Source organism: Methylobrevis pamukkalensis (genome assembly GCF_001720135.1).
In the GTDB taxonomy this organism is placed as follows: Bacteria; Pseudomonadota; Alphaproteobacteria; order Rhizobiales; family Pleomorphomonadaceae; genus Methylobrevis; species Methylobrevis pamukkalensis.
This window is the reverse complement of the sequence record NZ_MCRJ01000010.1, coordinates 17,276-36,365: the sequence shown is the minus strand read 5'-3', so window position 1 is coordinate 36,365 and position 19,090 is coordinate 17,276. Positions and strand designations below refer to the sequence as shown.

Annotated in this window: 14 protein-coding genes and 3 pseudogenes; 5 read left to right on the top strand and 12 right to left on the bottom strand. The window is 68.7% G+C overall.

Translation table 11 applies throughout. From position 1 onward, the window contains the following. Positions 1 to 2,277 carry a bifunctional diguanylate cyclase/phosphodiesterase gene (locus A6302_RS03120; RefSeq protein ID WP_069305823.1) on the bottom strand — a complete coding sequence of 759 codons (2,277 nt, stop codon included), beginning with the start codon at positions 2,275 to 2,277 and terminating at the stop codon, positions 1 to 3. Positions 2,278 to 2,511: 234 nt separating this feature from the next. On the opposite strand from A6302_RS03120, the pseudogene A6302_RS03115 reads away from it, so the two are divergent. Beyond that, positions 2,512 to 2,976 (top strand): annotated as a pseudogene (locus tag A6302_RS03115) (HNH endonuclease); the annotation flags it as partial. Between the two features lie 49 nt (positions 2,977 to 3,025). Here A6302_RS03115 and A6302_RS03110 read toward each other — a convergent pair. The 11 genes and pseudogenes from A6302_RS03110 to A6302_RS03060 all read right to left on the bottom strand — a co-directional run bounded on the left by A6302_RS03110 (position 3,026) and on the right by A6302_RS03060 (position 14,710). Further along, a complete protein-coding gene (locus A6302_RS03110) occupies positions 3,026 to 3,841 on the bottom strand; it encodes a creatininase family protein (RefSeq protein ID WP_083255456.1) in 816 nt (271 codons plus the stop codon). A 68-nt stretch (positions 3,842 to 3,909) separates the two neighbouring features. Continuing rightward, complete coding sequence (locus A6302_RS03105; RefSeq protein ID WP_069305820.1) at positions 3,910 to 5,550, bottom strand: FGGY-family carbohydrate kinase; 1,641 nt, start codon at positions 5,548 to 5,550, stop codon at positions 3,910 to 3,912. Further along, the gene (locus A6302_RS03100; protein ID WP_069305819.1) at positions 5,547 to 6,227 is read right to left on the bottom strand and encodes an HAD family hydrolase; all 681 of its coding nucleotides are present in this window, start codon (positions 6,225 to 6,227) and stop codon (positions 5,547 to 5,549) included. The genes A6302_RS03105 and A6302_RS03100 overlap by 4 nt, the downstream gene beginning before the upstream one ends. Positions 6,228 to 6,268: 41 nt before the next feature. After that, entirely contained in the window at positions 6,269 to 7,747 is a 1,479-nt protein-coding gene (locus A6302_RS03095; protein WP_069305838.1) for a mannitol dehydrogenase family protein, read from the bottom strand. 31 nt (positions 7,748 to 7,778) lie between these two features. Next, positions 7,779 to 8,777, bottom strand: coding sequence for an ABC transporter ATP-binding protein (locus tag A6302_RS03090; protein WP_069305818.1), 999 nt, complete (start codon positions 8,775 to 8,777; stop codon positions 7,779 to 7,781). Positions 8,778 to 8,809: 32 nt separating this feature from the next. Next, entirely contained in the window at positions 8,810 to 9,640 is an 831-nt protein-coding gene (locus A6302_RS03085; RefSeq protein ID WP_069305817.1) for a carbohydrate ABC transporter permease, read from the bottom strand. A gap of 5 nt (positions 9,641 to 9,645) precedes the next feature. Next, a pseudogene (locus tag A6302_RS03080) lies at positions 9,646 to 10,515 on the bottom strand (carbohydrate ABC transporter permease); the annotation flags it as partial. A 253-nt stretch (positions 10,516 to 10,768) separates the two neighbouring features. Further along, entirely contained in the window at positions 10,769 to 12,076 is a 1,308-nt protein-coding gene (locus A6302_RS03075; RefSeq protein WP_069305816.1) for an ABC transporter substrate-binding protein, read from the bottom strand. 274 nt (positions 12,077 to 12,350) lie between these two features. Continuing rightward, the gene (locus A6302_RS03070; RefSeq protein WP_069305815.1) at positions 12,351 to 13,301 is read right to left on the bottom strand and encodes a sugar-binding transcriptional regulator; all 951 of its coding nucleotides are present in this window, start codon (positions 13,299 to 13,301) and stop codon (positions 12,351 to 12,353) included. Between the two features lie 31 nt (positions 13,302 to 13,332). Then, positions 13,333 to 13,680 carry a RidA family protein gene (locus tag A6302_RS03065; RefSeq protein WP_069305814.1) on the bottom strand — a complete coding sequence of 116 codons (348 nt, stop codon included), beginning with the start codon at positions 13,678 to 13,680 and terminating at the stop codon, positions 13,333 to 13,335. Positions 13,681 to 13,753: 73 nt separating this feature from the next. Beyond that, on the bottom strand, positions 13,754 to 14,710 hold the full coding sequence (locus A6302_RS03060; protein ID WP_069305813.1) for a LysR family transcriptional regulator: 957 nt from the start codon (positions 14,708 to 14,710) through the stop codon (positions 13,754 to 13,756). A gap of 218 nt (positions 14,711 to 14,928) precedes the next feature. Between A6302_RS03060 and A6302_RS03055 the strand changes: the two are divergent. The 4 genes and pseudogenes from A6302_RS03055 (at position 14,929) to A6302_RS03040 (ending at position 19,035) form a co-directional block, all read left to right on the top strand. Then, positions 14,929 to 15,947: pseudogene (locus A6302_RS03055) on the top strand (ABC transporter substrate-binding protein). A gap of 93 nt (positions 15,948 to 16,040) precedes the next feature. Next, complete coding sequence (locus tag A6302_RS03050; RefSeq protein ID WP_069305812.1) at positions 16,041 to 16,859, top strand: ABC transporter ATP-binding protein; 819 nt, start codon at positions 16,041 to 16,043, stop codon at positions 16,857 to 16,859. Between the two features lie 56 nt (positions 16,860 to 16,915). Continuing rightward, positions 16,916 to 17,698, top strand: a complete 783-nt coding sequence (locus A6302_RS03045; RefSeq protein WP_069305837.1) for an ABC transporter permease — start codon at positions 16,916 to 16,918, stop codon at positions 17,696 to 17,698. Positions 17,699 to 17,703: 5 nt separating this feature from the next. Further along, positions 17,704 to 19,035 carry a cytosine deaminase gene (locus A6302_RS03040; RefSeq protein ID WP_069305836.1) on the top strand — a complete coding sequence of 444 codons (1,332 nt, stop codon included), beginning with the start codon at positions 17,704 to 17,706 and terminating at the stop codon, positions 19,033 to 19,035. Positions 19,036 to 19,090 lie beyond the last annotated feature (55 nt).

Sequence of the window (19,090 nt, the reverse complement as noted above, 5' to 3'; positions counted from 1 at the left end):
TCACGTGCGACGGCCGAAGCCCCGCGTGCCGGCCATGTCGTCCAGGGGAAGCCGGATGTCGCGCGCCCGCCGACCGGTACGCTGGGCGAAGAATTCGAGCAGATGCCCCGTCGCCTCGGCCGAGGCGGGGCGGGCGTAGCGGTAGCCCTGGCCGAGGCGGCAGCCGAGATCGAGGAGACGCGCGCTCTGTTCGTCGGTTTCCACGCCCTCGGCGACAACGCGCATGTGCAGCTTCGTGGCGAGATCGATGACGAGTTCGACGATGGCAAGGCTCGAGGGATCGGTCAGCATGTCGGTCACGAACGACTTGTCGAGCTTGATGATGTCGACCGGAAAGCTGCGCAGGTGGGTCAGCGAGGCAAATCCGGTGCCGAAATCGTCGAGGGCGATGCGCACGCCCCGGCGGCGCAGGGCCTCGATGGTCGCCACCACCTTGTGCTCGCCCTCGTCCATCAGGACGTTCTCGGTCACCTCGAGGATGATGTGGTCGAGCGGCGTGCCGGCCTCGCCGAAGGCGTCGACGATCCGGTTCTCCAGATCGCCGCGCAGGAAGTCGGGGGCGCCGACATTGAGCCCCACGTGCTGGAACGGAATGCCGGCGTCGAGCCAGCCGCGCACGTCGCGGGCCACCGAGGAGAGGATCTGGCCGGTCAGCCGGCAGGCGACCTGCGGATCGCCCATCGCGGCCTGGAACTCGCCGGCCGCGACGATCCAGCCGTCGGGGCGGCGCATGCGGGCAAGCGCTTCGAGTCCGACGATCTCGGCGGTGTCCAGACGCACGAGCGGCTGGTACCAGGCAAGGACGCGCCCTTCGCTCAGGGCATTGCCGACTTCGCGGATCGTGTTGATCCGCCGGGTCATCGTGCTGCGGAGGTTCTCGCGGAAATGGACGTAGCCGCCGCGCAGGGTCTCCTTGGCGTGATAGAGCGCGAAATCGGCGTTCTGGCAGAGCGTTTCGCTGTCCCGTCCGTCCGGGCCGGCCAGCGCGCCGCCGACGGTGAGCCGGGGCACGAGGCTGTGGCCGTCCGCATCCACCTGACGGCCGGCCGCGGCGACGAGCCGGACGGCGATGCGCTGCATCTCCTCCGCCGAGGCGACATCGTCGAGAATCACCGCGAATTCATCGCCGCCGATCCGGCAGGCGACGCCGACCGCGGCGGCCGCGGCGGCGAGGCGCGCCGACACGACGGTGAGCAGGATGTCGCCCGTGCCGTGGCCAAGCGTGTCGTTGATCTGCTTGAAGTGGTCGAGGTCGAGCAGCAGCAAGCCGGTGCGCCGCTCGGGCTCGGCGAGCCGGGCGGCGATCTCGCGCGAGAAGCAGGAGCGGTTCGGCAGACCGGTCAGAAGGTCGGTGTCCGCCGCGTGGCGCAGCTGTTCCTCGACGCTGTGGCGGGTCGAGATGTCCTGGATGATGCCGAACAGCCGTCGCGGCTGGCCGTCGACCACCTCGATCTCGCTGATGATGTGCACCCATTTTTCCTGGCCGTCCGGCGTGATGACCCGGAAGATGTCATCGATGCCGGTGCAGGCCTCGAGCGCGCCGCCGAGCCGCTTCTCGACGCGGGCGCGCTCTTCGGGCGCGTAGCAGGCGAGGATGTTGTGCCGGTCCATCGCCGTGCCGACAGGCAGCCCGACGATGCGGTAGACCTCGTCCGACCAGAGGATCCTGCCGGTCGTGAGATCCATCTCGAAGCCGCCGACCTTGGCCTGTCGCTCGGTCTGCTCGAAACGGCGCTGCTTCAGCTTGAGGTCGCGGCGCTGCTCCTCGACGAGCTCCAGCGTCGCCGTCAGCCGGTAGCTCTCGCGTGAGCGCCGCAGCAGATTGACGGTGACGAGGGCAAGCTGCTGCAGGGCGGCGATCTGCGCCTCGGTGACCTCGCGCACTTCCCGGTCGAGGATGCACAGCGCGCCGTAGGCAACGCCCGGGCTCTCCAGCAGCGGCACACCGACATAGGTCCGCATGCCGGTAAACTTCGCAATGGCCGGGCCGCCGAATTCCGGATGCGCCATCGTGTCCGCGATCACGAGTGGCTCGTCGCGCATGATGGTGTGGGCGCAGAGCGCGCTGTCACGCGGCGTGCTGTCGAGGTCGAGGCCGCAGCGCGCCTTGAACCACTGGCGATCGCGGTCGACGATCGAGATCGCGGCGGCCGTGGCGCCTGTCAGGGACCTGGCGAGTTCGACGATGGCGTCGAACTCTGCGCTGCCGATCCTGGAGAGACCGAGCAGATCGAGCGCTTCAAGTCGTTCGGTTTCTTTTTCGGGGACTGGATGCATCGCACCGGTTCTGTTCTGGTTGGCGTCCAGTAAGCCCGCGGCAGATGAATGCATGGTTAAGCGGGCGCGAGTGGCCGGCCATCGTGCAACCGTGCCGCGCCTCGCGACGTTCCTGTTCAGTTCTTGTGCAGAGTCGGGCTGCATGGCATGATTCCGGCACTTGGACCGTAGCGTCGGCTGGTGCCAGGCAAGGTTTGCCGGTGCGCCGGGCGGGCGATGTCAGGAACGATACGGATGCCGATCCGCCGCGAACATCGCCGGCTCTACCCTTTCGACTGGAAACAGCTGTCGGCCACGGTGCGGTTCGGGCGCGCGGGCGGGCGCTGCGAATGCTGCCGGCGGCCCCATGGACGCACGGTGCGTCATCTCGGCGACGGCCGCTGGTGGGACGAGGACAACGGCACCTGGCGCAACGGGCGTGGCCGGGCGCTGCGCAGCCTTTGCCCGCCGGGGGCCAGCCCCGAAACCGGGCTTGCCGGACAGGCCGTCGGACGGGCGTCCGCACCAGCCGTGCGAGAGACGCGGGTGGCGCTCGCCACCGCCCATCTCGATCACGATCCGACCAACAACCGGGCGGCCAACCTTCGCGCCTTCTGCCAGCGCTGCCACATGCTGCACGACCGCGACGAGCATCGCCGGCGGCGGCAGGAGACGCTGCGCCGCCGGAAGGCTCTCGGCGATCTCTTCCTAGGCCCTTACCCGATCGCGCACGAGGCCTCGGGCCGGCCGCGGCCGCGCCGCGCGCCGGTCACCAGCCGCGGGCGTCGGACGCGCGATGAAGCCGGTCCAGCGGAAAGCGCGCGAGATCCCGGGCCAGCGTGATGAAGCCGTCGACCTGGTGGCGGCAGGTGGCGGCGCCCTTTTCGGTGCTCGCCCGGCTCGCGTCGCCAACCGCGCCCGCCGGGTTGAGGTCATGGGCGATCCATGCGAGCGCATGGGGCGGCGTCGGCTGGAGGAAGGCATAGTCGTCGGCCATGGCCTCCGCCGCGGAGACGAAGTCGCGCGCCTGCTCCATCCGCACCAGATCCGGCCGGAAATGCAGCATCAGCGAGGTCTCCATGTCGCCGCCGTGGATGCCGTAGCGCAGTTCGCGCGGCCCGTAGAGGCCGTCCGGGGCGCCGAAGCGGGTCCACTGGGTGGCCACCACGGCCATGCCGAAGCGGACGCGGATCTCGCGGGCGACGATTCCCATCACGTCAACATTGCCGCCGTGGGAATTGACGATGATCATCTTGCGCAGGCCTGTTGCGTGGACCTTCTCGCCGATCGCCGTCCAGGCGCGGATCAGCAGGTCGGCGTCGAACGACAGGGTGCCCGGGCCGAACACATGCTCGTTGGCCTTGCCGATCTCCTGCAGCGGCAGGACCAGAAGGTCGAGGTCGTCCGGGCGCCGGCGCTGCAGTTCGTCCAGCATGCCACGGGCGATGGCGACGTCGGTGGCGACCGGCAGGTGCGGTCCGTGCTGCTCGGTGGAGGCGATCGGCAGCACCGCGATGGTCGTCGCCGGATCGAGCGTCGCGAAATCCGTGGTGACGAGTTCGTTCCAGTGGAAGGGACGGGACATGGCGGCTGTTCCTCGGTCGGCGGGCCGGACCAGAGGAAACGATCGGGCAGGCGCGGAAAAGCATCAATTTACGCGCGCGACGCTGCCTTTGCGGACGCGGCCTCGCTGTCGTCCTCCGCCTCGGCGGCGCGCAGCCGCGCGTCGATCTCGCGGCGATGGTCCTGCATCCTGAGGAACACGGCGTAGTCGCGGTCGAGCTGCCGTGCGGCGACCGGGTCCGGGCGGCGCTCGCGACCCGGACGGGCCATGGCGGTCGCGGCGCGGGCAAGATCCGGATGGAGGCCGGCGGCAGTCGCGGCGGCCATCGCCGTGCCGGCAAGCACCCCGTCGCCCTCGGCAATGACCAGCGGGCGCCCGGTCGCGTCGGCGTAGAGCTCGCGCAGCAGCGGGCTTCGGGCATGGCCGCCGGCCAGATGCAGCCGGTCGGCGCGAACACCTCTGGCCTCCAGCACGTCGAGGATCTGCCGGACGCCGAGGGCGATGGCGACGGCGGTGCGATAGTAGAGCCGGCAGAGATCGTCGAAGGAGGCATCCATCGTCAGCCCGCTGACAACGCCGAGCGCGTCCGGATCGGCATGGGGGAAGCGGTTGCCGTGGAAATCGGGCAGCACATGCAGGCGGCGGGCGAAGGCCGCACCTTCGCGCGCGCGCAACTCGTCGATGCGGGTGCCGATCCGGCGGTGCATCATCCGGTCCGGCTCGCCGCCTGCACTGTGCAGCCGGATGACGTGGTCGAGCAGGGCGCCGGTGGCCGATTGTCCGGCTTCGCCGAGCCAGTGTCCCGGCAGGGCCGCGCCGAGATAGGGGCCCCAGACGCCGGGTCCGCCGCGCGGGACGGGAGACAGGAAGGCGATGCAGCTCGACGTGCCGGCGACGAGGGCGAACTGGTGCGCGATCCCGGGATCGTCCACATGGCCGCCGAGCAGGCCGAGCGTGCCGGCGTGGGCATCGATCATCCCGGTGCCGACCCGGCAGGCGCGGGTCAGGCCGAGATCGCGCGCCGCACGCGGCGTCAGCGGGCCGAGATCGTTGCCGACGACGGTCGCCCGCGCCGGCAGGCCGGCCTTCTCGATCAGGTCGGCAAGGCCGACGGCGGCGAGATAGTCGTGGCACCAGCCGGCGGGTTCATGGGCAAGATAGGTCCATTTTGCGGCGAGCGTGCCCTGGCTGCGGGCCGGCGAGGCGCTGGCGCGGAAGGTCAGGTAGTCGGTGAGGTCGAAGACGTAGCCGAGCCGTTCCCAGGTCCGGGGCATGTGCCGCTTCAGCCAGGCGAGTTTCGGCGTCGCCATTTCCGGTGACATCACGCCGCCGACATGATCGAGCACGCGGTGGCCGGTGGCGGTGCACTGCGCGGCCTCGGCGCCGGCGCGGTGGTCGAACCAGGCGATGGTGTCGCGGTTGGCCAGACCCGAGGCCGACACGCTGAGTGGCGCGCCGGTCCGGTCGAGGGCGACCAGCGAACAGGTCGCGTCGAAGCTGATGCCGGCAACATCCCCGGGCGATGCCCCCGCCAATCGCAGGGCGGCGCGCACGGCGGCCGAGACCGCCGCCCAGATTTCCTCCGAATCGTGTTCGCCCTCCCCTGCCGGGCCGAGGAACACCGAGATCGGATGCTCGGCGCGGCCAAGAAGGTCGCCCGCGGCCGTGAAGATGCCGGCGCGGGCGCTGCGGGTTCCGACGTCGACCGCGCAGACGAGGCCGGGCTTCATGGAGCGGTTGCTCCGCGCGGTGTCTCAAGCAGGTCCGGCAGCTCCGCCATCCGGTCGAAGACCGCATCGGGCTCCAGCCGCGCCGCGGCCTGCGCCAGGCCTGCCGCCTCGGCGTGGGCGCCGCCGGTGAAGGCGAAGACCTGCATGCCGGCGCTGCGGGCGGCGAGAATGCCGGCAAGGCTGTCCTCGATGACGACGCAGCGGGCGGGATCGGCGCCCATGGCCCGTGCGGCATGCAGGAACAGGTCGGGCGCCGGCTTGCCGTTCGCCACCATCGAGGCGCTGAAGATATGCGGCTCGAACAGGGAAATGAGGCCGGTCACCTCGAGCGACAGCCGGATCCGCTCCGGCTGGCTGGACGAGGCGACGCAGACCGGGCCGGGCAGTGCGGCAACGGCCTCGGCGATGCCGGCGATCGGCCGGAGTTCGGCGCGAAAGCGCGCGTAGAGATCGTGACGCAGATGATCGAGGTCGGCGTCGCGCACCTCGATGCCGGGATCCTCGCGCAGCAGCGCGCAGACGCTCGCCATGCTCCGGCCGAGGAAGCGCTCGTAGGCTTCGGCGGCGCCGACCTGGTGGCCCCTGCGGGCGATCAGGTCGAGCAGCACCGCGATCGAGATCGGCTCGCTGTCGACGAGCACGCCGTCGCAGTCGAAGATCACGAGATCGGGTCGCATGCGGCAAGTCCTCCGGATCGCCGGCGCCCGCACCGAAGCCGTCAGAGACGGCCTCCGATATAGGCCTCCAGCGTTGCCTTGGTACCACGGGAATGGAGACTTTCCAGCGCCGTCGCAAAGCTGCGGGCGAACACCGGATCGTCGCCGAGCGTGCCGAAGATGTCGGTGAGCGCGAGGAAGGCCCGGAAATCGCTGCGGGCGGCGAGGGCAGCCTGCTTCAGGCGGGCGGCGCTCTCGTCGTTCGGCGCGATGATCCGGCCGCTGTCGGAGGTGCCCTCGCAGTAGCGGCACCAGAGCGCCGACACCAGCGTCAGGCCGGTGACCGGGGCGCCCGCCTTCAGCCGGTCGCGCGTGGACGGGAGAATGAATTTCGGCTGGCGGTTGGAGCCGTCGAGGCAGAGGCGGGCGATGGTGTCGCCGATCTTCGGGTTGGAGAATCGGCGCTCGATCAGCTCGAAATAGTCGGCAAGCACCACACCCGGCACGGGCGGGATCACCGGAATGATCTCCTCGGTCTCGAGCTTGCGCAGGAAGGCCCGGATCAGCGGATCCTCCATCGCCTCGTGGACGAAGTGGATGTCCATCAGGGCCGCCGGATAGGCGATGGTGGCGTGGCCGCCGTTGAGGATGCGGATCTTCATGTGCTCGAAGGGCGCGACATCCTCCACGAAGGTGACGCCGACCTTTTCGAACGCGGGCCGGCCGAGCGGGAAGTGATCCTCGAGCACCCACTGCTTGAAGTCCTCGCAGAACACCGGCCAGGTGTCCTCGATGCCGAAGTCGCGGAGCAGGATCTCGCGCTCGCGGTCGGTGGTGGCCGGCGTGATGCGGTCGACCATGCCGTTCGGGAAGGCGACGTTCGCGCGGACATGAGCGGCCAGCGCCGGGTCGATGAGGTCGGCAAGACCGGCGACCGCGTTGCAGGTCACCTCGCCGTTGCCGGGGATGTTGTCGCAGGACATGACGGTGAAGGGCGGGATGCCCCGGTCACGGCGCGCCTTCAGCCCGGCGAGGATCAGGCCGAACACGGTCGCCGGCGCCTCTGGCGCGGCCGCATCGGCGGCGATCGCCGGATGGGCCGGGTTGAACACGCCGGTGGCCGGGTCGATGAAATAGCCGCCCTCGGTGATCGTCAGCGACACGATCCGGATCGCCGGATCGGCGAGGCGTTCGATCGTCGCCGCGGCATTGCCCGGCGGCAGGAAGTCGATCATCGGCCCGGTGATGCGCGCCGACGACCGGCCAGCCTCCTGCTCCACGACGGTGGTCAGATAGTCCTGCCCGGCGAGCCGCTCGCGCATGAGCGCGTCGGACGGCAGCACGCCGGCGCCGACGATCGCGAAGTCGCGGTCGAGGCCGAGGTTGAACAGGTCGTCGAGGTAGATCGCCTGGTGGGCGCGGTGGAAGTTGCCGATGCCGAAGTGGACGATGCCCGCCGACAGGTCGTCGCGGCTGTAGAACGGAGTGTCCACGCCGGCCGGAACCTCTCCGAGGCTCGCGAGGGAAAGTCTCAGTGCCATGTCGGTCGTCCTGTTGCTGGTCGCCCCGCGCTCAGATCGCGAGGCCGGCGGCATCGAAGCGGTGGATCCTGCCGGGTTCGGGCGTCATGTAGACCCGGTCGCCGTGGCGGACGGCGAACTCGCCGCTGGCCCGGGCGGTGACGAGGCCGATGCCGTCGGCCTGGACGTGGAGGAAGGTGTCGGAGCCGAGATGCTCGGCGACGGTGACCGTGCCGGACCAGTCGCCGCCCGTGGTCGAGAGGTTCATGTGCTCGGGCCGCACGCCGATCGCCGCGGCGCCGTATTTCTTCGCCTCGGCGCCCTCGGCGAAATTCATCTTCGGCGAGCCGATGAAGCCGGCGACGAAGCGGTTGCGGGGCTTGTGGTAGAGCTCCAGCGGCGAGCCCACCTGCTCGATGTTGCCGGCATTGAGCACCACGATCTTGTCGGCCATGGTCATGGCCTCGACCTGATCGTGGGTCACGTAGATCATCGTGGTCTTGAGCTGGTGGTGCAGCTCGGAAATCTCGAGGCGCATGTTGACGCGCAGCGCCGCGTCGAGGTTCGACAGCGGCTCGTCGAACAGGAAGGCGGTCGGCTGGCGCACGATCGCCCGGCCGATGGCGACGCGCTGGCGCTGGCCGCCGGACAGCTGGCGCGGCTTGCGGTCGAGATAGGAGGTGAGGTTGAGGATGCGGGCGGCGTCGGCCACCTTCTTCTCGATCACCGCCTTGTCCTCGCCCGCCATCTTGAGCGGGAAGGCGATGTTGCCGCGCACGCTCATGTGCGGATAGAGCGCGTAGGACTGGAACACCATCGACAGCCGGCGCTTGGCCGGCGGCAGCTCGGTGGCGTTGCGCCCGTCGATCTGGATCTCGCCGGAGGTGACATCCTCGAGGCCGGCGATGAGCCGCAGCAGCGTGGACTTGCCGCAGCCCGAGGGGCCGACGAAGACGACGAACTCGCCCTCGTCGATCTGAAGGCTCAGCTTCGGGATGATCGTGACCTCACCGAAACTCTTGTTGACGTCCCTGAGCGTGATCGAGCCCATGACTTCCTCCTGCCGGATGGCGTGTTCTTGACTTACTTGACGGCGCCGAAGGTGAGGCCGCGCACGAGTTGCTTCTGGCTGAACCAGCCGATGATCAGGATCGGGGCGATGGCGAGCGTCGAGGCCGCCGAGAGCTTCGCCCAGAACAGCCCCTCCGGACTGGAGTAGGAGGCGATGAAGGCCGTCAGCGGCGCGGCCTTGGCGGCCGTGAGGTTGAGGGTCCAGAAGGCCTCGTTCCACGCCATGATGATGTTGAGGAGCAGGGTCGAGGCGATGCCGGGGATCGCCATCGGCGTCAGCACGTAGACGATCTCCTTGGCGAGCGACGCGCCGTCCATGCGCGCGGCTTCCAGGATGTCTCCGGGAATCTCCTTGAAGTAGGTGTAGAGCATCCACACGATGATCGGCAGGTTGATCAGCGTCATCACGACGACGAGGCCGGTGCGGGTGTCGAGCAGGCCGAAGTCCCGGAACATCAGGTAGATCGGCAGCAGCACGCCCACCGGCGGCAGCATCTTGGTGGAGAGCATCCACATCAGCACGTCCTTGGTCCGCTTGGTCGGCGCAAAGGCCATCGACCAGGCGGCGGGGATCGCGATCAGCAGGCCGAGGAAGGTCGAGCCGAAGGCGATCACCACCGAATTCATCACGTGGCGACCGTAGTCGGACCGGGTCTGCACCTCGGTGTAGTTCTCCGTCGTCCAGTCGAAGAACAGGAAGGACGGCGGGGAGGCGATCGCCTCGCCCTCGGACTTGAAGCTGGTGATGAAGGTCCACAGGATCGGGAAGAAGATCAGGAAGCCGATCGTCCAGCCGACGAGGGTGAAGACGGTCTTCCGGCGGGTGGAAATGGCGCGTGCCATGGCTCAGCCTCCAGGTTCTTGCCGATGAGGCGGATGAGGAAGAAGGCGACGATGTTGGCCAGCACCACGGCGACGATGCCGCCCGCCGAGGCCCCGCCGACGTCGAACTGCAGCAGCGCCTGGGCGTAGACCAGATAGGTGATGTTGGTGCTGGCGTAGCCGGGGCCGCCGTTGGTGGTGACGAGGATCTCGGCGAACACCGACAGCAGGAAGATCGTCTCGATCAGGATCACCACGGTGATCGCCCGGGCCAGATGCGGCAGGACGATCCAGATGAACTTCGACACGAAACCCGCGCCGTCCATCTCGGCGGCTTCCTTCTGCTCCTCGTCGAGGGACTGGAGCGCGGTCAGCAGGATCAGGGTCGCGAAGGGCAGCCACTGCCAGGCGACGATGGCGATGATCGAAGCGAGCGGGGCCTGGGCGAGAAAGTCGTAGGGCTGGAGCCCGAGGCTCTTGGCGATCCAGGCGAACAGGCCGTTCACCGGGTGCATCAGCATGTTCTTCCACACCAGCGCCGAGACGGTCGGCATGACGAAGAAGGGCGCAATCACCAGCAGCCGGACGATGCCCTGCCCGAAGAAGGGCTGGTCGAGCAGCAGGGCGAGCGCGACACCGCCGACGATGGTGATGACGATCACCCCGCCGACCAGAAGCAGCGTGTTGGTGAGCGCGCTCAAGAAGGCCGGGTCGGTCAGGAAATAGCTGTAGTTCTGGAAGCCGATATACTCTTCCATTCCCGGCATCAGCAGATTGTAGCGCAGGACGGAGAAGTAGAGCGTCATCGAGAGCGGAACGATCATCCAGCAGAGCAGGAGGATGATCGCAGGGGCGGACATGAGCCGCGCCGCCGCGCGCGTGTGTAGCGTTGCCATCGGCCCCTCCCTCGGGGGTTCGGTTCTTCGCCGGCCTGGATCCGGCCGGCGCCCTGCCGGTTGCGTCGTTGCGTTTCTTGAAGGGCAACCTCGCGTCCGGCGCGGGTCCCGGCGAAAAGCCAAGGGCGCGGGAGGCGGGGGTGACGGAGAGCCGGGCCGAGATGGCGCAAGGGCTCGTCTGGCGCAGATCCCGCGGCGGATGCTCTCCCCGCGGGATCCGGTGTCGGACCGACGTGTCTTTCGGGCGGCCGACTTACTTGACGTAGCCGGCCTTGGTCATTTCACGCAGCGTCAGGGCCTGCGCGCTCTGGAGCGCCTGGTCGACCGACATGGTCCCGGCGAGCGCCGCCGAGAACTGCTGGCCGACGGCGGTGCCGATGCCCTGGAACTCGGGGATCGCCACGAACTGCACGCCGGTGTAGGGCACCGGATCGACGGTCGGCTTGGTCGGGTCGGCCGCCTTGATCGATTCCAGCGTCATCTTCGCGAAGGGCGCCGCTTCCTGGTACTTCGGGTTGTCGTAGAGCGAGGCGCGGGTGCCCGGAGGCACGTTGGCCCAGCCTTCCTCGGCCGCGACGAGTTCCAGATAGTCCTTGGACGTCGCCCAGGCGATGAACTTCTCGGCCGCCTCGACCTTCTGCGAGCCGGCAGGGATGCCGAGCGACCAGGCCCAGAGCCAGTTGCCGCGCTTGCCTAGACCCGCGTCGGGGGCGAGCGCGAAGCCGACCTTGTCGGCGACCTGTGATTCCTTCGGGTTGGTCACGAAGGAGGCGGCGACCGTGGCGTCGATCCACATGCCGCACTTGCCGGTCTGGAACAGGGCCAGGTTCTCGTTGAAGCCGTTGGACGAGGCGCCGGGAGGGCCGGCTTCCGTCATCAGGTCGGTGTAGAAGGTGAGGGTCTTCTTCCAGGCCTCGCCGTCGAACTGCGGCTGCCACTGCTCGTCGAACCAGCGGGCGCCGAAGGAGTTGGCCATGGCCGTGAGGAAGGCCATGTTCTCGCCCCAGCCGGCCTTGCCGCGCAGGCAGATGCCGTAGACCTCGGCGTCCTTGTCGGTCATCTTCTTCGCCGCGTCGGCGATGAAGTCCCAGGTCGGGGCGTCGGGCATGGTCAGCCCGGCCTTCTCCATCAGGTCCTTGCGGTACATGACCATGGAGCTTTCGCCGTAGAAGGGCGCGGCGAACAGCTTGCCGTCGGCCGACAGGCCGTCGCGGATCGCCGGCAGCAGATCGTCGACGTCATAGTCGGCGCCGAACTCGAGCGGCATCAGCCAGCCCTGCTTGGCCCAGATCGGAACCTCGTAGGTGCCGATCGTCATGACGTCATACTGGCCGCCCTTGGTGGCGATGTCGGTCGTCACCTTCTGGCGGAGGACGTTCTCCTCCATCGTCACCCATTCGAGCTGGATGTCCGGATTGGCCTTGGTGAAGTCGCCGGTCAGTTTCTGCATGCGGATCATGTCGCCGTTGTTCACGGTCGCGATCGTCAGCGTTTCGGCGCCGGCGAGCGATGTGAGGGCCACGAGCGAGCACGCCCCGAGAAACAGGGTCCTGATGGTCATCTTGTCCTCTGACAAAGAATGAGCAAATGTCTTTGTTGCGGGCAAATACTCATTCGATGGGTGGACAAGTCAAGACGGATTCGTCGCGGCGGTGCACAACGATGCCGAGCACCGGGCTCTTCTCCGTGAGAAATCAGAAGTTTATCTTCGGCGGAAAAGATGCGGCCGGATTGCGGTCGAGTCACGGGGAAAGCCCCTGCCCCTGTCCCGCTTCGGATGAGAGGTGCCGTCGCTGCCGGGGCCGGGCCTGCGGACTCACCCTGCCGGACCCGGGTCACTCCGCGAGAAGGGCGGCGGCCGTGGTCTCGTCGGTGATCAGGCCGTTGATCAGGCGGCCCTTGAGGGCGGCGGCGATCGCCGGCCGCTTGCGCTCGCCCATGGCCAGCGCGATCACGTCGGACGTCGTGCGCGGCGGGATCGGCGCGCCGGCGTTGCGGTCGAGGATGTCGCCCTCGATCAGCCGGCCGTCGGCGTCGAACACCCAGCCGCAGATCTCGCCGGCAGCGCCCGCACGGGTGAGCTCATCGAGTTCCCCGGCGCTGATGAAGCCGTCGAGGAACAGCGGCGCGCGCGGGCCGAGCTCGCCGATGCCGACGAAGGTCACCCGCGCGTTGCGCGCCATCGCCAGCGTGTTGCGGATGGTGGGCTGGCCGTGGAGCATCTCCCGCTCGGCGGGGCTGGCGGCGAACACCGGCAGCAGCATCGGGAAGTGATGGGCGCGCACCGCGTCGGCCATCGAGAAGATGACGTTGTAGAAGGCGGCCGAGCCGTCCGGCGCGATGTTGCCGGTCAGCGACACGATCCGGTGCTGCGGGCATTCCATCGGCGGCAGCTGGTCGATGGCGGCCTTGAGGGTCCGCCCTGTGCCGAGCGCCATCACCACCGGCTCGCTGGCCCGCAGACGCCGCTCGATCTCGGCCCCGCCGGCCTCGGCGAGCCCGAGGGTGGTCGAGGTCGCCGCCGGGTCCGATGGCACGACCTCGCAGACGCCGAGGCCGAAGCGTTCCGCAAGGCGGCGGGACAGTTCGAGGCAGGCGGCGATCGGGTGATCGAGCCGGAACTTGATCAGCCGCTCGGTCATGGCGAGCGAGACGAGGCGCTGCGCCGACTGGCGCGAGATCCCCATCTTCGCGGCGATCTCGTCCTGGGTGTTGCCGCAGATGTAGTAGAGCCAGCCGGCGCGGGCGGCATCGTCGAGGCGGGTCCTGCCTTCGGGGCGGCTCATCGTCTGCGGCTCTCCGTTGCGGGTGCCGCGATCAGTCCCGCGCGGCGACCACGATGATCTCGACCAGGTAGTCCGGCGTGGCGAGCTTCGATTCGCCCGTGGCACGGGCCGGCGGATTGGCGAGATCGACCCAGCCGTCCCACACCCGGTTCATCGCGGCAAAGTCGGCCATGTCGGCAAGCCAGACGGTCGCCGACAGGATCTTCGACTTGTCGGTGCCGGCGGCGGCGAGCAGGCGGTCGATGTTGGCAAGCACCGTCGCGGTCTGGGCGGCGACGTCGTCCCCCGGGTTGCCGACCTGGCCGGCGAGCCAGACCAGGTTGCCGTAGGCGACGGCCTGGCTCATGCGGGCGCCGGGTTCGATGCGGGTGATGCTCATGATGTCCTCGAATGGGGCGGCGGCCGGAACGGCAGCGGATCGGCGCCATGAAAATCGCGCGCCGGCAGGGAAGTCAAGCGAGCGCCGGCGCCGGCGGCTCCTCGCGCATCCAGCCGAGGGCACGGAGTTCGCCGACAAGGGCGGCGAACTCCGTGAGCAGGTATTCGACGAACAGGCTGGTCGCGGCGTCGAGCGGGGCGCGGCTGCGGGCGAACAGCTTCAGCGGCTGGTCGCGCACGTGGTCGTCGGCGATCGGCAGGAAGACGAGGTCGCCGCGCCGGCAGTCCTCCAGCACGTCGAGCGGGTTCATGAAGGTCAGGCCCACGCCGGCCCGCACCAGCTTCTTCATCATCTCCATCGAGTTGGTCTCCACCAGCGGCTCCACCGCCATCGCCAGCGGGCTGAGCGCAAGGTTGATGGCGTTGCGCAGGCTGGTGCCGGGCTGGGCGAGCACCAGCGGCTCGCCGGCCGCATCCGCAAGGTTCACCACGCCCCGCCGCGCCAGCGGATGGTTGGCGGCGGCGACGAGGCCGAGCGGGATCGAGAAGCTGCCGAGGGTGCGGATGCCCGGCGTGGCCGGCAGGTTGAAGCCGAGGCCGAGGTCGACCTCGCCGGTCAGCACCGGATGCAGCGTGGTCGCCGGCCCGTCGGAGCGGAGCTGCACGCGGATGCGCGGGTTGCCCATCACGAAGCGGGCGACGATGTCCGACAGCGGCCCGGCGGCAAGGCCCACGGTGGTCACCATCGACACCCGCCCGGCCTGGGGCATGCGCAGTCCGCGGATCCGGCTTTCGAGCCGCTGGTAGTCCTTCAGCACCTCGCGGATATGCTCGATGTAGAGCTCGCCGGCGGCGGTGAGCCGCAGGCCGCGCGGCAGGCGCTCGAACAGCGGCGCGCCGATCTCCTCTTCCAGCGCAATGATCTGTCGGTTGACCGCCGACGAGGCGACGTTGAGGCGGCTTGCCGCCTTGCGGATCGAGCCGCAGCGGGCGATCTCGTCGATATACTGGAGCTTGCGCGAGTGCAGCATCGCCAGCCCGTCTCCTGCCTCTCAATCGCGAATGACAACGCCTGTGCCTCGTGCCTTCACCGCAGGCAGGGCGCGGATTTCAGCGCAAACCTATAGCGTGCTGCCTGAAAGGCATCAACACGTGCGAAATTTGATGCTTTTCGACGCGCAATGCGCCGGATCAATATGCGTCCGGGCGCGGCCGGACCGGCGGCGACCGGCGAAGGAACGAGGTTCACATGGCCAAGGTCTCGACAATCGCAGTGCTGCTTCCCGCCCTCGCCGCCGCAGCGGGGATGTTTCCGGCAACCTCCGCCCTGGCCCTCGACGAGGTGAGCTTCGGCACCAACTGGCTGGCCCAGGCCGAGCACGGCGGCTTCTACCAGGCGGTTGCCGACGGCACCTACGAGAAATACGGCCTCAAGGTCACGATCGTGCAGGGCGGCCCGCAGGCGGCCAACCAGGCGCTGCTGCTCGGCGGCAAGATCGATTTCTACATGCAGGGCAACCTGCTCGGCACCTTCTCGGCCGCCGAACAGGGCGTGCCGGTGGTCGAGGTCGCGGCGATCTTCCAGAAGGACCCGCAGGTTCTGATCGCCCATCCGGACGCCGGGATGGAAAAATTCGAGGATCTCGCCAAACTGCGACCCTGTTCATGGGCAAGGACGGCTACATCACCTATTTCCAGTGGATGAAGTCGGCCTTCACCGGCTTCAGGGACGAGCAGTACAAGCCCTACACCTTCAATCCGGGCCCGTTCCTTGCCGACAAGCAGTCGGCGCAGCAGGGCTACATCACCTCCGAGCCCTATGCGATCGAGACCGAGGGCAAGATCAAGCCGAAGCTGTTCCTGCTGGCCGACGCCGGCTTCGACACGCCCTCGACCCTGATCGAGACCCGCCAGGACTTCGCCGAGGCCAACAAGGACGTGGTGCAGCGCTTCGTGGATGCCTCGATCATCGGCTGGTACAATTACCTCTACGGCGACAACGCCGCTGCCAACGCCCTGATCAAGACCGACAACCCGGAGATGACCGACGGGCAGATCGCGTTCTCGATCAACACCATGAAGGAATGGGGCATCGTCGAATCCGGATCGACGGAAAAGGGCGGCATCGGCTGCTTCACCGCCGAGACGGTCAAGGCCTTCTACGACAAGATGACCGCCGCCGCTGTGGTCAAGGCCGACCTCGATCTCTCCAAGGTCTACGACACCTCCTTCGTCTGCAAGGGCGTCGGCATGGAGCTGAAGAAGTAACATCTGCGCAGGCTGAGGCGGTTGCGGCAGCCGCCTTTTGCGGCGAATGTCCCTTGTTGTCATGGTAGAAGTCGCTGTCGCGAAAGGCACCTCATGAACGCCACGGCGATCTCCGCTGCGCACGAGGCACCAGGCCGGCCGCTCGTCTCGCTGCGCGGCGTCACCAAGACCTTCTCGACCGGGACGACGGCGCTGGCCGGCGTCGATCTCGACATCGCGCCGGGCGAATTCATCAGCCTGCTCGGCCCGTCGGGCTGCGGCAAGTCCACCGTCCTGCGCATGCTCGCCGGGCTCGCCGATCCCTCCACCGGCACGATCGACTGGCCGCAGGCAAGGGTCGACGGCGCGGGGCGGCCGGACCTCGACATGAGCTTCGTCTTCCAGGAGGCGACGCTGATGCCCTGGGGGACCGTCGCCCGCAACGTCTGGCTGCCGCTGCGGCTGAAGGGCCTGTCGATGAAGGCGGCGCGGCCGCGGATCGACGAGGCGCTGGAGATGGTCGGCCTCGGCGGCTTTGCCGACGCCTATCCGCGCGAGTTGTCCGGCGGCATGAAGATGCGGGTCTCGATCGCCCGCGCGCTGGTGACCCGGCCGGTGGTGATGCTGATGGACGAGCCCTTCGCCGCCCTCGACGAGATCACCCGGCAGAAGCTCAACGACGACCTGCTGCGGCTGTGGGAGACTTTCGGCTGGACGGTGGTGTTCGTCACCCATTCGGTGTTCGAGGCGGTCTATCTCTCGCAGCGGGTGATGGTGATGGCGGCGCGGCCGGGCCGGATCATCGACGGGATCGATGTCGATCGCGCCGAAGAGACGCCGGAAAGCTGGCGCACCAGTGAGACCTACGTGCGCCTCTGCCAGCGCGCCTCCGCCTCGCTGGTGTCCGCCATCGCCGGGACCGACCATCTGTGAGCGGCGTCCGCTCGCCCTCTGCCGACGGCAAGGCGTCCCCGGCCGAGGCCCGCGGCATGGAGCGCCTGCTGCGGGTCGTGGTGCCGGTGCTGATGCTCGCCGGGCTCGTCGGCCTCTGGCAGTGGTATGTGACGGCCTTCGCCGTGCCGCACTACATCCTGCCGAGCCCGGTGCGGGTCGCCGGGGCGCTCGTCACCGACTGGCAGGTGCTGGGTCCGGCGCTGCTCGTGACCCTGAAGATCACCTTTTCCGCGCTGTTTCTGGCGCTGGTCGGCGGGCTGGCGCTGGCGATCCTGCTCGTCCAGTCGCGCTGGATCGAGATCGCGCTCGGTCCCTATCTGGTGATCCTGCAGGTGACGCCGATCGTCGCGATCGCGCCGCTGATCCTGATCTATGCCCCGACCACCCAGACGGCGCTGCTGATCTGCGCCTTCATCGTTGCCTTCTTCCCCGTGCTCTCCAACACGGTGCAGGGGCTGAAGTCGACCGACCACAACCTGATCGACCTCTATCGGCTCTATGGCGCCAGCCGGATGCAGACGCTGTGGCTGTTGCGGCTGCCGGCCGCCCTGCCCTATTTTCTCGCCGGGCTGAAGATCGCCGGCGGCCTGTCGCTGATCGCCGCCGTCGTCGCGGAATTTGCGGCGGGCTCGGCCGGGGCCGGCTCGGGCCTTGCCTTCCGCATCCTCGAATCGCAGTTCCGGCTCAACATCCCGCGGCTGTTCGCGGCCCTGCTGCTGCTGTCGGCGGCCGGGGTCGCGATCTATGCGGCGACCAGCCTTCTCGCCCATCTCCTCCTCCACAAATGGCACGAAAGCGCCATCCGCCGGGAAAAATGACCGTCATGACCCCTCACGCCCCCGGTCCCCTGTCCACCGCGCCGGCCTATGTGCTGGACGATGCCCGCCTGCCCGCCGTCACGCTGGCCGAGCCGCTGGATGCCCCGGCGACGGAAGGGCTGGTGCGGGCGTCGATCGTGGTTGCAGGCGGGCGGATCGCGGCGATCCTGCCCTACGGCACCGCGCCCGATCCGGCGCTGCCGGTCCACGACATGCGCGGCGGCCAGGTCTGGCCCTGCCTCGTCGACATGCACACCCACCTCGACAAGGGCCACATCTGGCCGCGCCAGCCGAACCCGACCGGGGATTTCGCCGGTGCGCTGTCGGTGGTGCGGCTCGACCGTATGGCGCACTGGAGCGCGGCGGACATCGAGGCGCGCATGGAGTTCGGCCTGCGCTGCGCCTATGCCCACGGCACCAGGCTCGTCCGCACCCACCTCGATTCCCTGCCGCCGCATCATGACCTGTCCTGGGATCTCTTTCGCGAGATGCGTGCTCGTTGGGCCGGCCGCATCGAGTTGCAGGCGGTCGCGCTGATGCCGGTGGAGGCAACGCGCGATCCGGCCTATTTCGAGGCACTGCTGGCGCAGGTCGTGCGCAGCGGCGGCCTGATCGGCGGCCATCCGGAAATGGGGCCGGAACTGGACTCCGATCTCGACCGCCTGTTCGGGGCGGCGATGGAGCACGGCCTCGACATCGATTTCCACATCGACGAGACCCGCGATCCGGGGGCGAAGACGCTGGCGGCGGTGGCCGACGCGGTGCTGCGACACGGCTTCGAGGGCAAGGTCGTCGCGGGTCACTGCTGCTCGCTTGCCCGGCAGGATGGCGACGAAGCGGCGCGGACCATCGACAAGGTCGCACGGGCCGGGGTCGGGATCGTCTCGCTGCCGATGTGCAACATGTATCTGCAGGATCGTTTCGCCGGCCTCACCCCGCGCTGGCGCGGCGTCACGCTGTTCCACGAACTGGCCGCCGGCGGCGCCGACGTCGCGGTCGCGTCCGACAACACCCGCGACCCCTTCTATGCCTATGGCGATCTCGACGCGGTGGAGGTGTTCCGCGAGGCGGTGCGCATCCTGCATCTCGATCATCCGCTGGACACCGCTGCACGGGTGGTGACGACGGCGCCCGCCGCCATGCTCGGTCGCCCGGACATCGGCCGCCTCAAGGTCGGCGATCCGGCCGATCTCATTCTGTTTTCCGCGCGCCACTGGAGCGAGCTCCTGTCGCGGCCGCAGGCCGACCGCATCGTCCTGCGCGATGGCCGGGCGATCGACCGCACGCTGCCGGACTACCGCGAGCTCGACGCGCTGCTGGGGGCAAGGGATGGCTGACGCCGCGCCCCGCGACCTCCCCTTTCCGTTCCGGACGGACAGGGCATCGCCGCCT

What these genes read in the sequence shown, in the direction of transcription:
- A6302_RS03110 (WP_083255456.1), bottom strand. Translation starts at nt 3,841, where the DNA reads ATGTCCCGTCCCTTCCACTGGAACGAACTCGTCACCACGGATTTCGCG.
- A6302_RS03085 (WP_069305817.1), bottom strand. Translation starts at nt 9,640, where the DNA reads ATGGCACGCGCCATTTCCACCCGCCGGAAGACCGTCTTCACCCTCGTC.
- A6302_RS03040 (WP_069305836.1), top strand. Translation starts at nt 17,704, where the DNA reads ATGACCCCTCACGCCCCCGGTCCCCTGTCCACCGCGCCGGCCTATGTG.
- A6302_RS03065 (WP_069305814.1), bottom strand. Translation starts at nt 13,680, where the DNA reads ATGAGCATCACCCGCATCGAACCCGGCGCCCGCATGAGCCAGGCCGTC.
- A6302_RS03050 (WP_069305812.1), top strand. Translation starts at nt 16,041, where the DNA reads ATGAACGCCACGGCGATCTCCGCTGCGCACGAGGCACCAGGCCGGCCG.
- A6302_RS03090 (WP_069305818.1), bottom strand. Translation starts at nt 8,777, where the DNA reads ATGGGCTCGATCACGCTCAGGGACGTCAACAAGAGTTTCGGTGAGGTC.
- A6302_RS03045 (WP_069305837.1), top strand. Translation starts at nt 16,916, where the DNA reads ATGGAGCGCCTGCTGCGGGTCGTGGTGCCGGTGCTGATGCTCGCCGGG.
- A6302_RS03095 (WP_069305838.1), bottom strand. Translation starts at nt 7,747, where the DNA reads ATGGCACTGAGACTTTCCCTCGCGAGCCTCGGAGAGGTTCCGGCCGGC.
- A6302_RS03060 (WP_069305813.1), bottom strand. Translation starts at nt 14,710, where the DNA reads ATGCTGCACTCGCGCAAGCTCCAGTATATCGACGAGATCGCCCGCTGC.
- A6302_RS03120 (WP_069305823.1), bottom strand. Translation starts at nt 2,277, where the DNA reads ATGCATCCAGTCCCCGAAAAAGAAACCGAACGACTTGAAGCGCTCGAT.
- A6302_RS03100 (WP_069305819.1), bottom strand. Translation starts at nt 6,227, where the DNA reads ATGCGACCCGATCTCGTGATCTTCGACTGCGACGGCGTGCTCGTCGAC.
- A6302_RS03070 (WP_069305815.1), bottom strand. Translation starts at nt 13,301, where the DNA reads ATGAGCCGCCCCGAAGGCAGGACCCGCCTCGACGATGCCGCCCGCGCC.
- A6302_RS03075 (WP_069305816.1), bottom strand. Translation starts at nt 12,076, where the DNA reads ATGACCATCAGGACCCTGTTTCTCGGGGCGTGCTCGCTCGTGGCCCTC.
- A6302_RS03105 (WP_069305820.1), bottom strand. Translation starts at nt 5,550, where the DNA reads ATGAAGCCCGGCCTCGTCTGCGCGGTCGACGTCGGAACCCGCAGCGCC.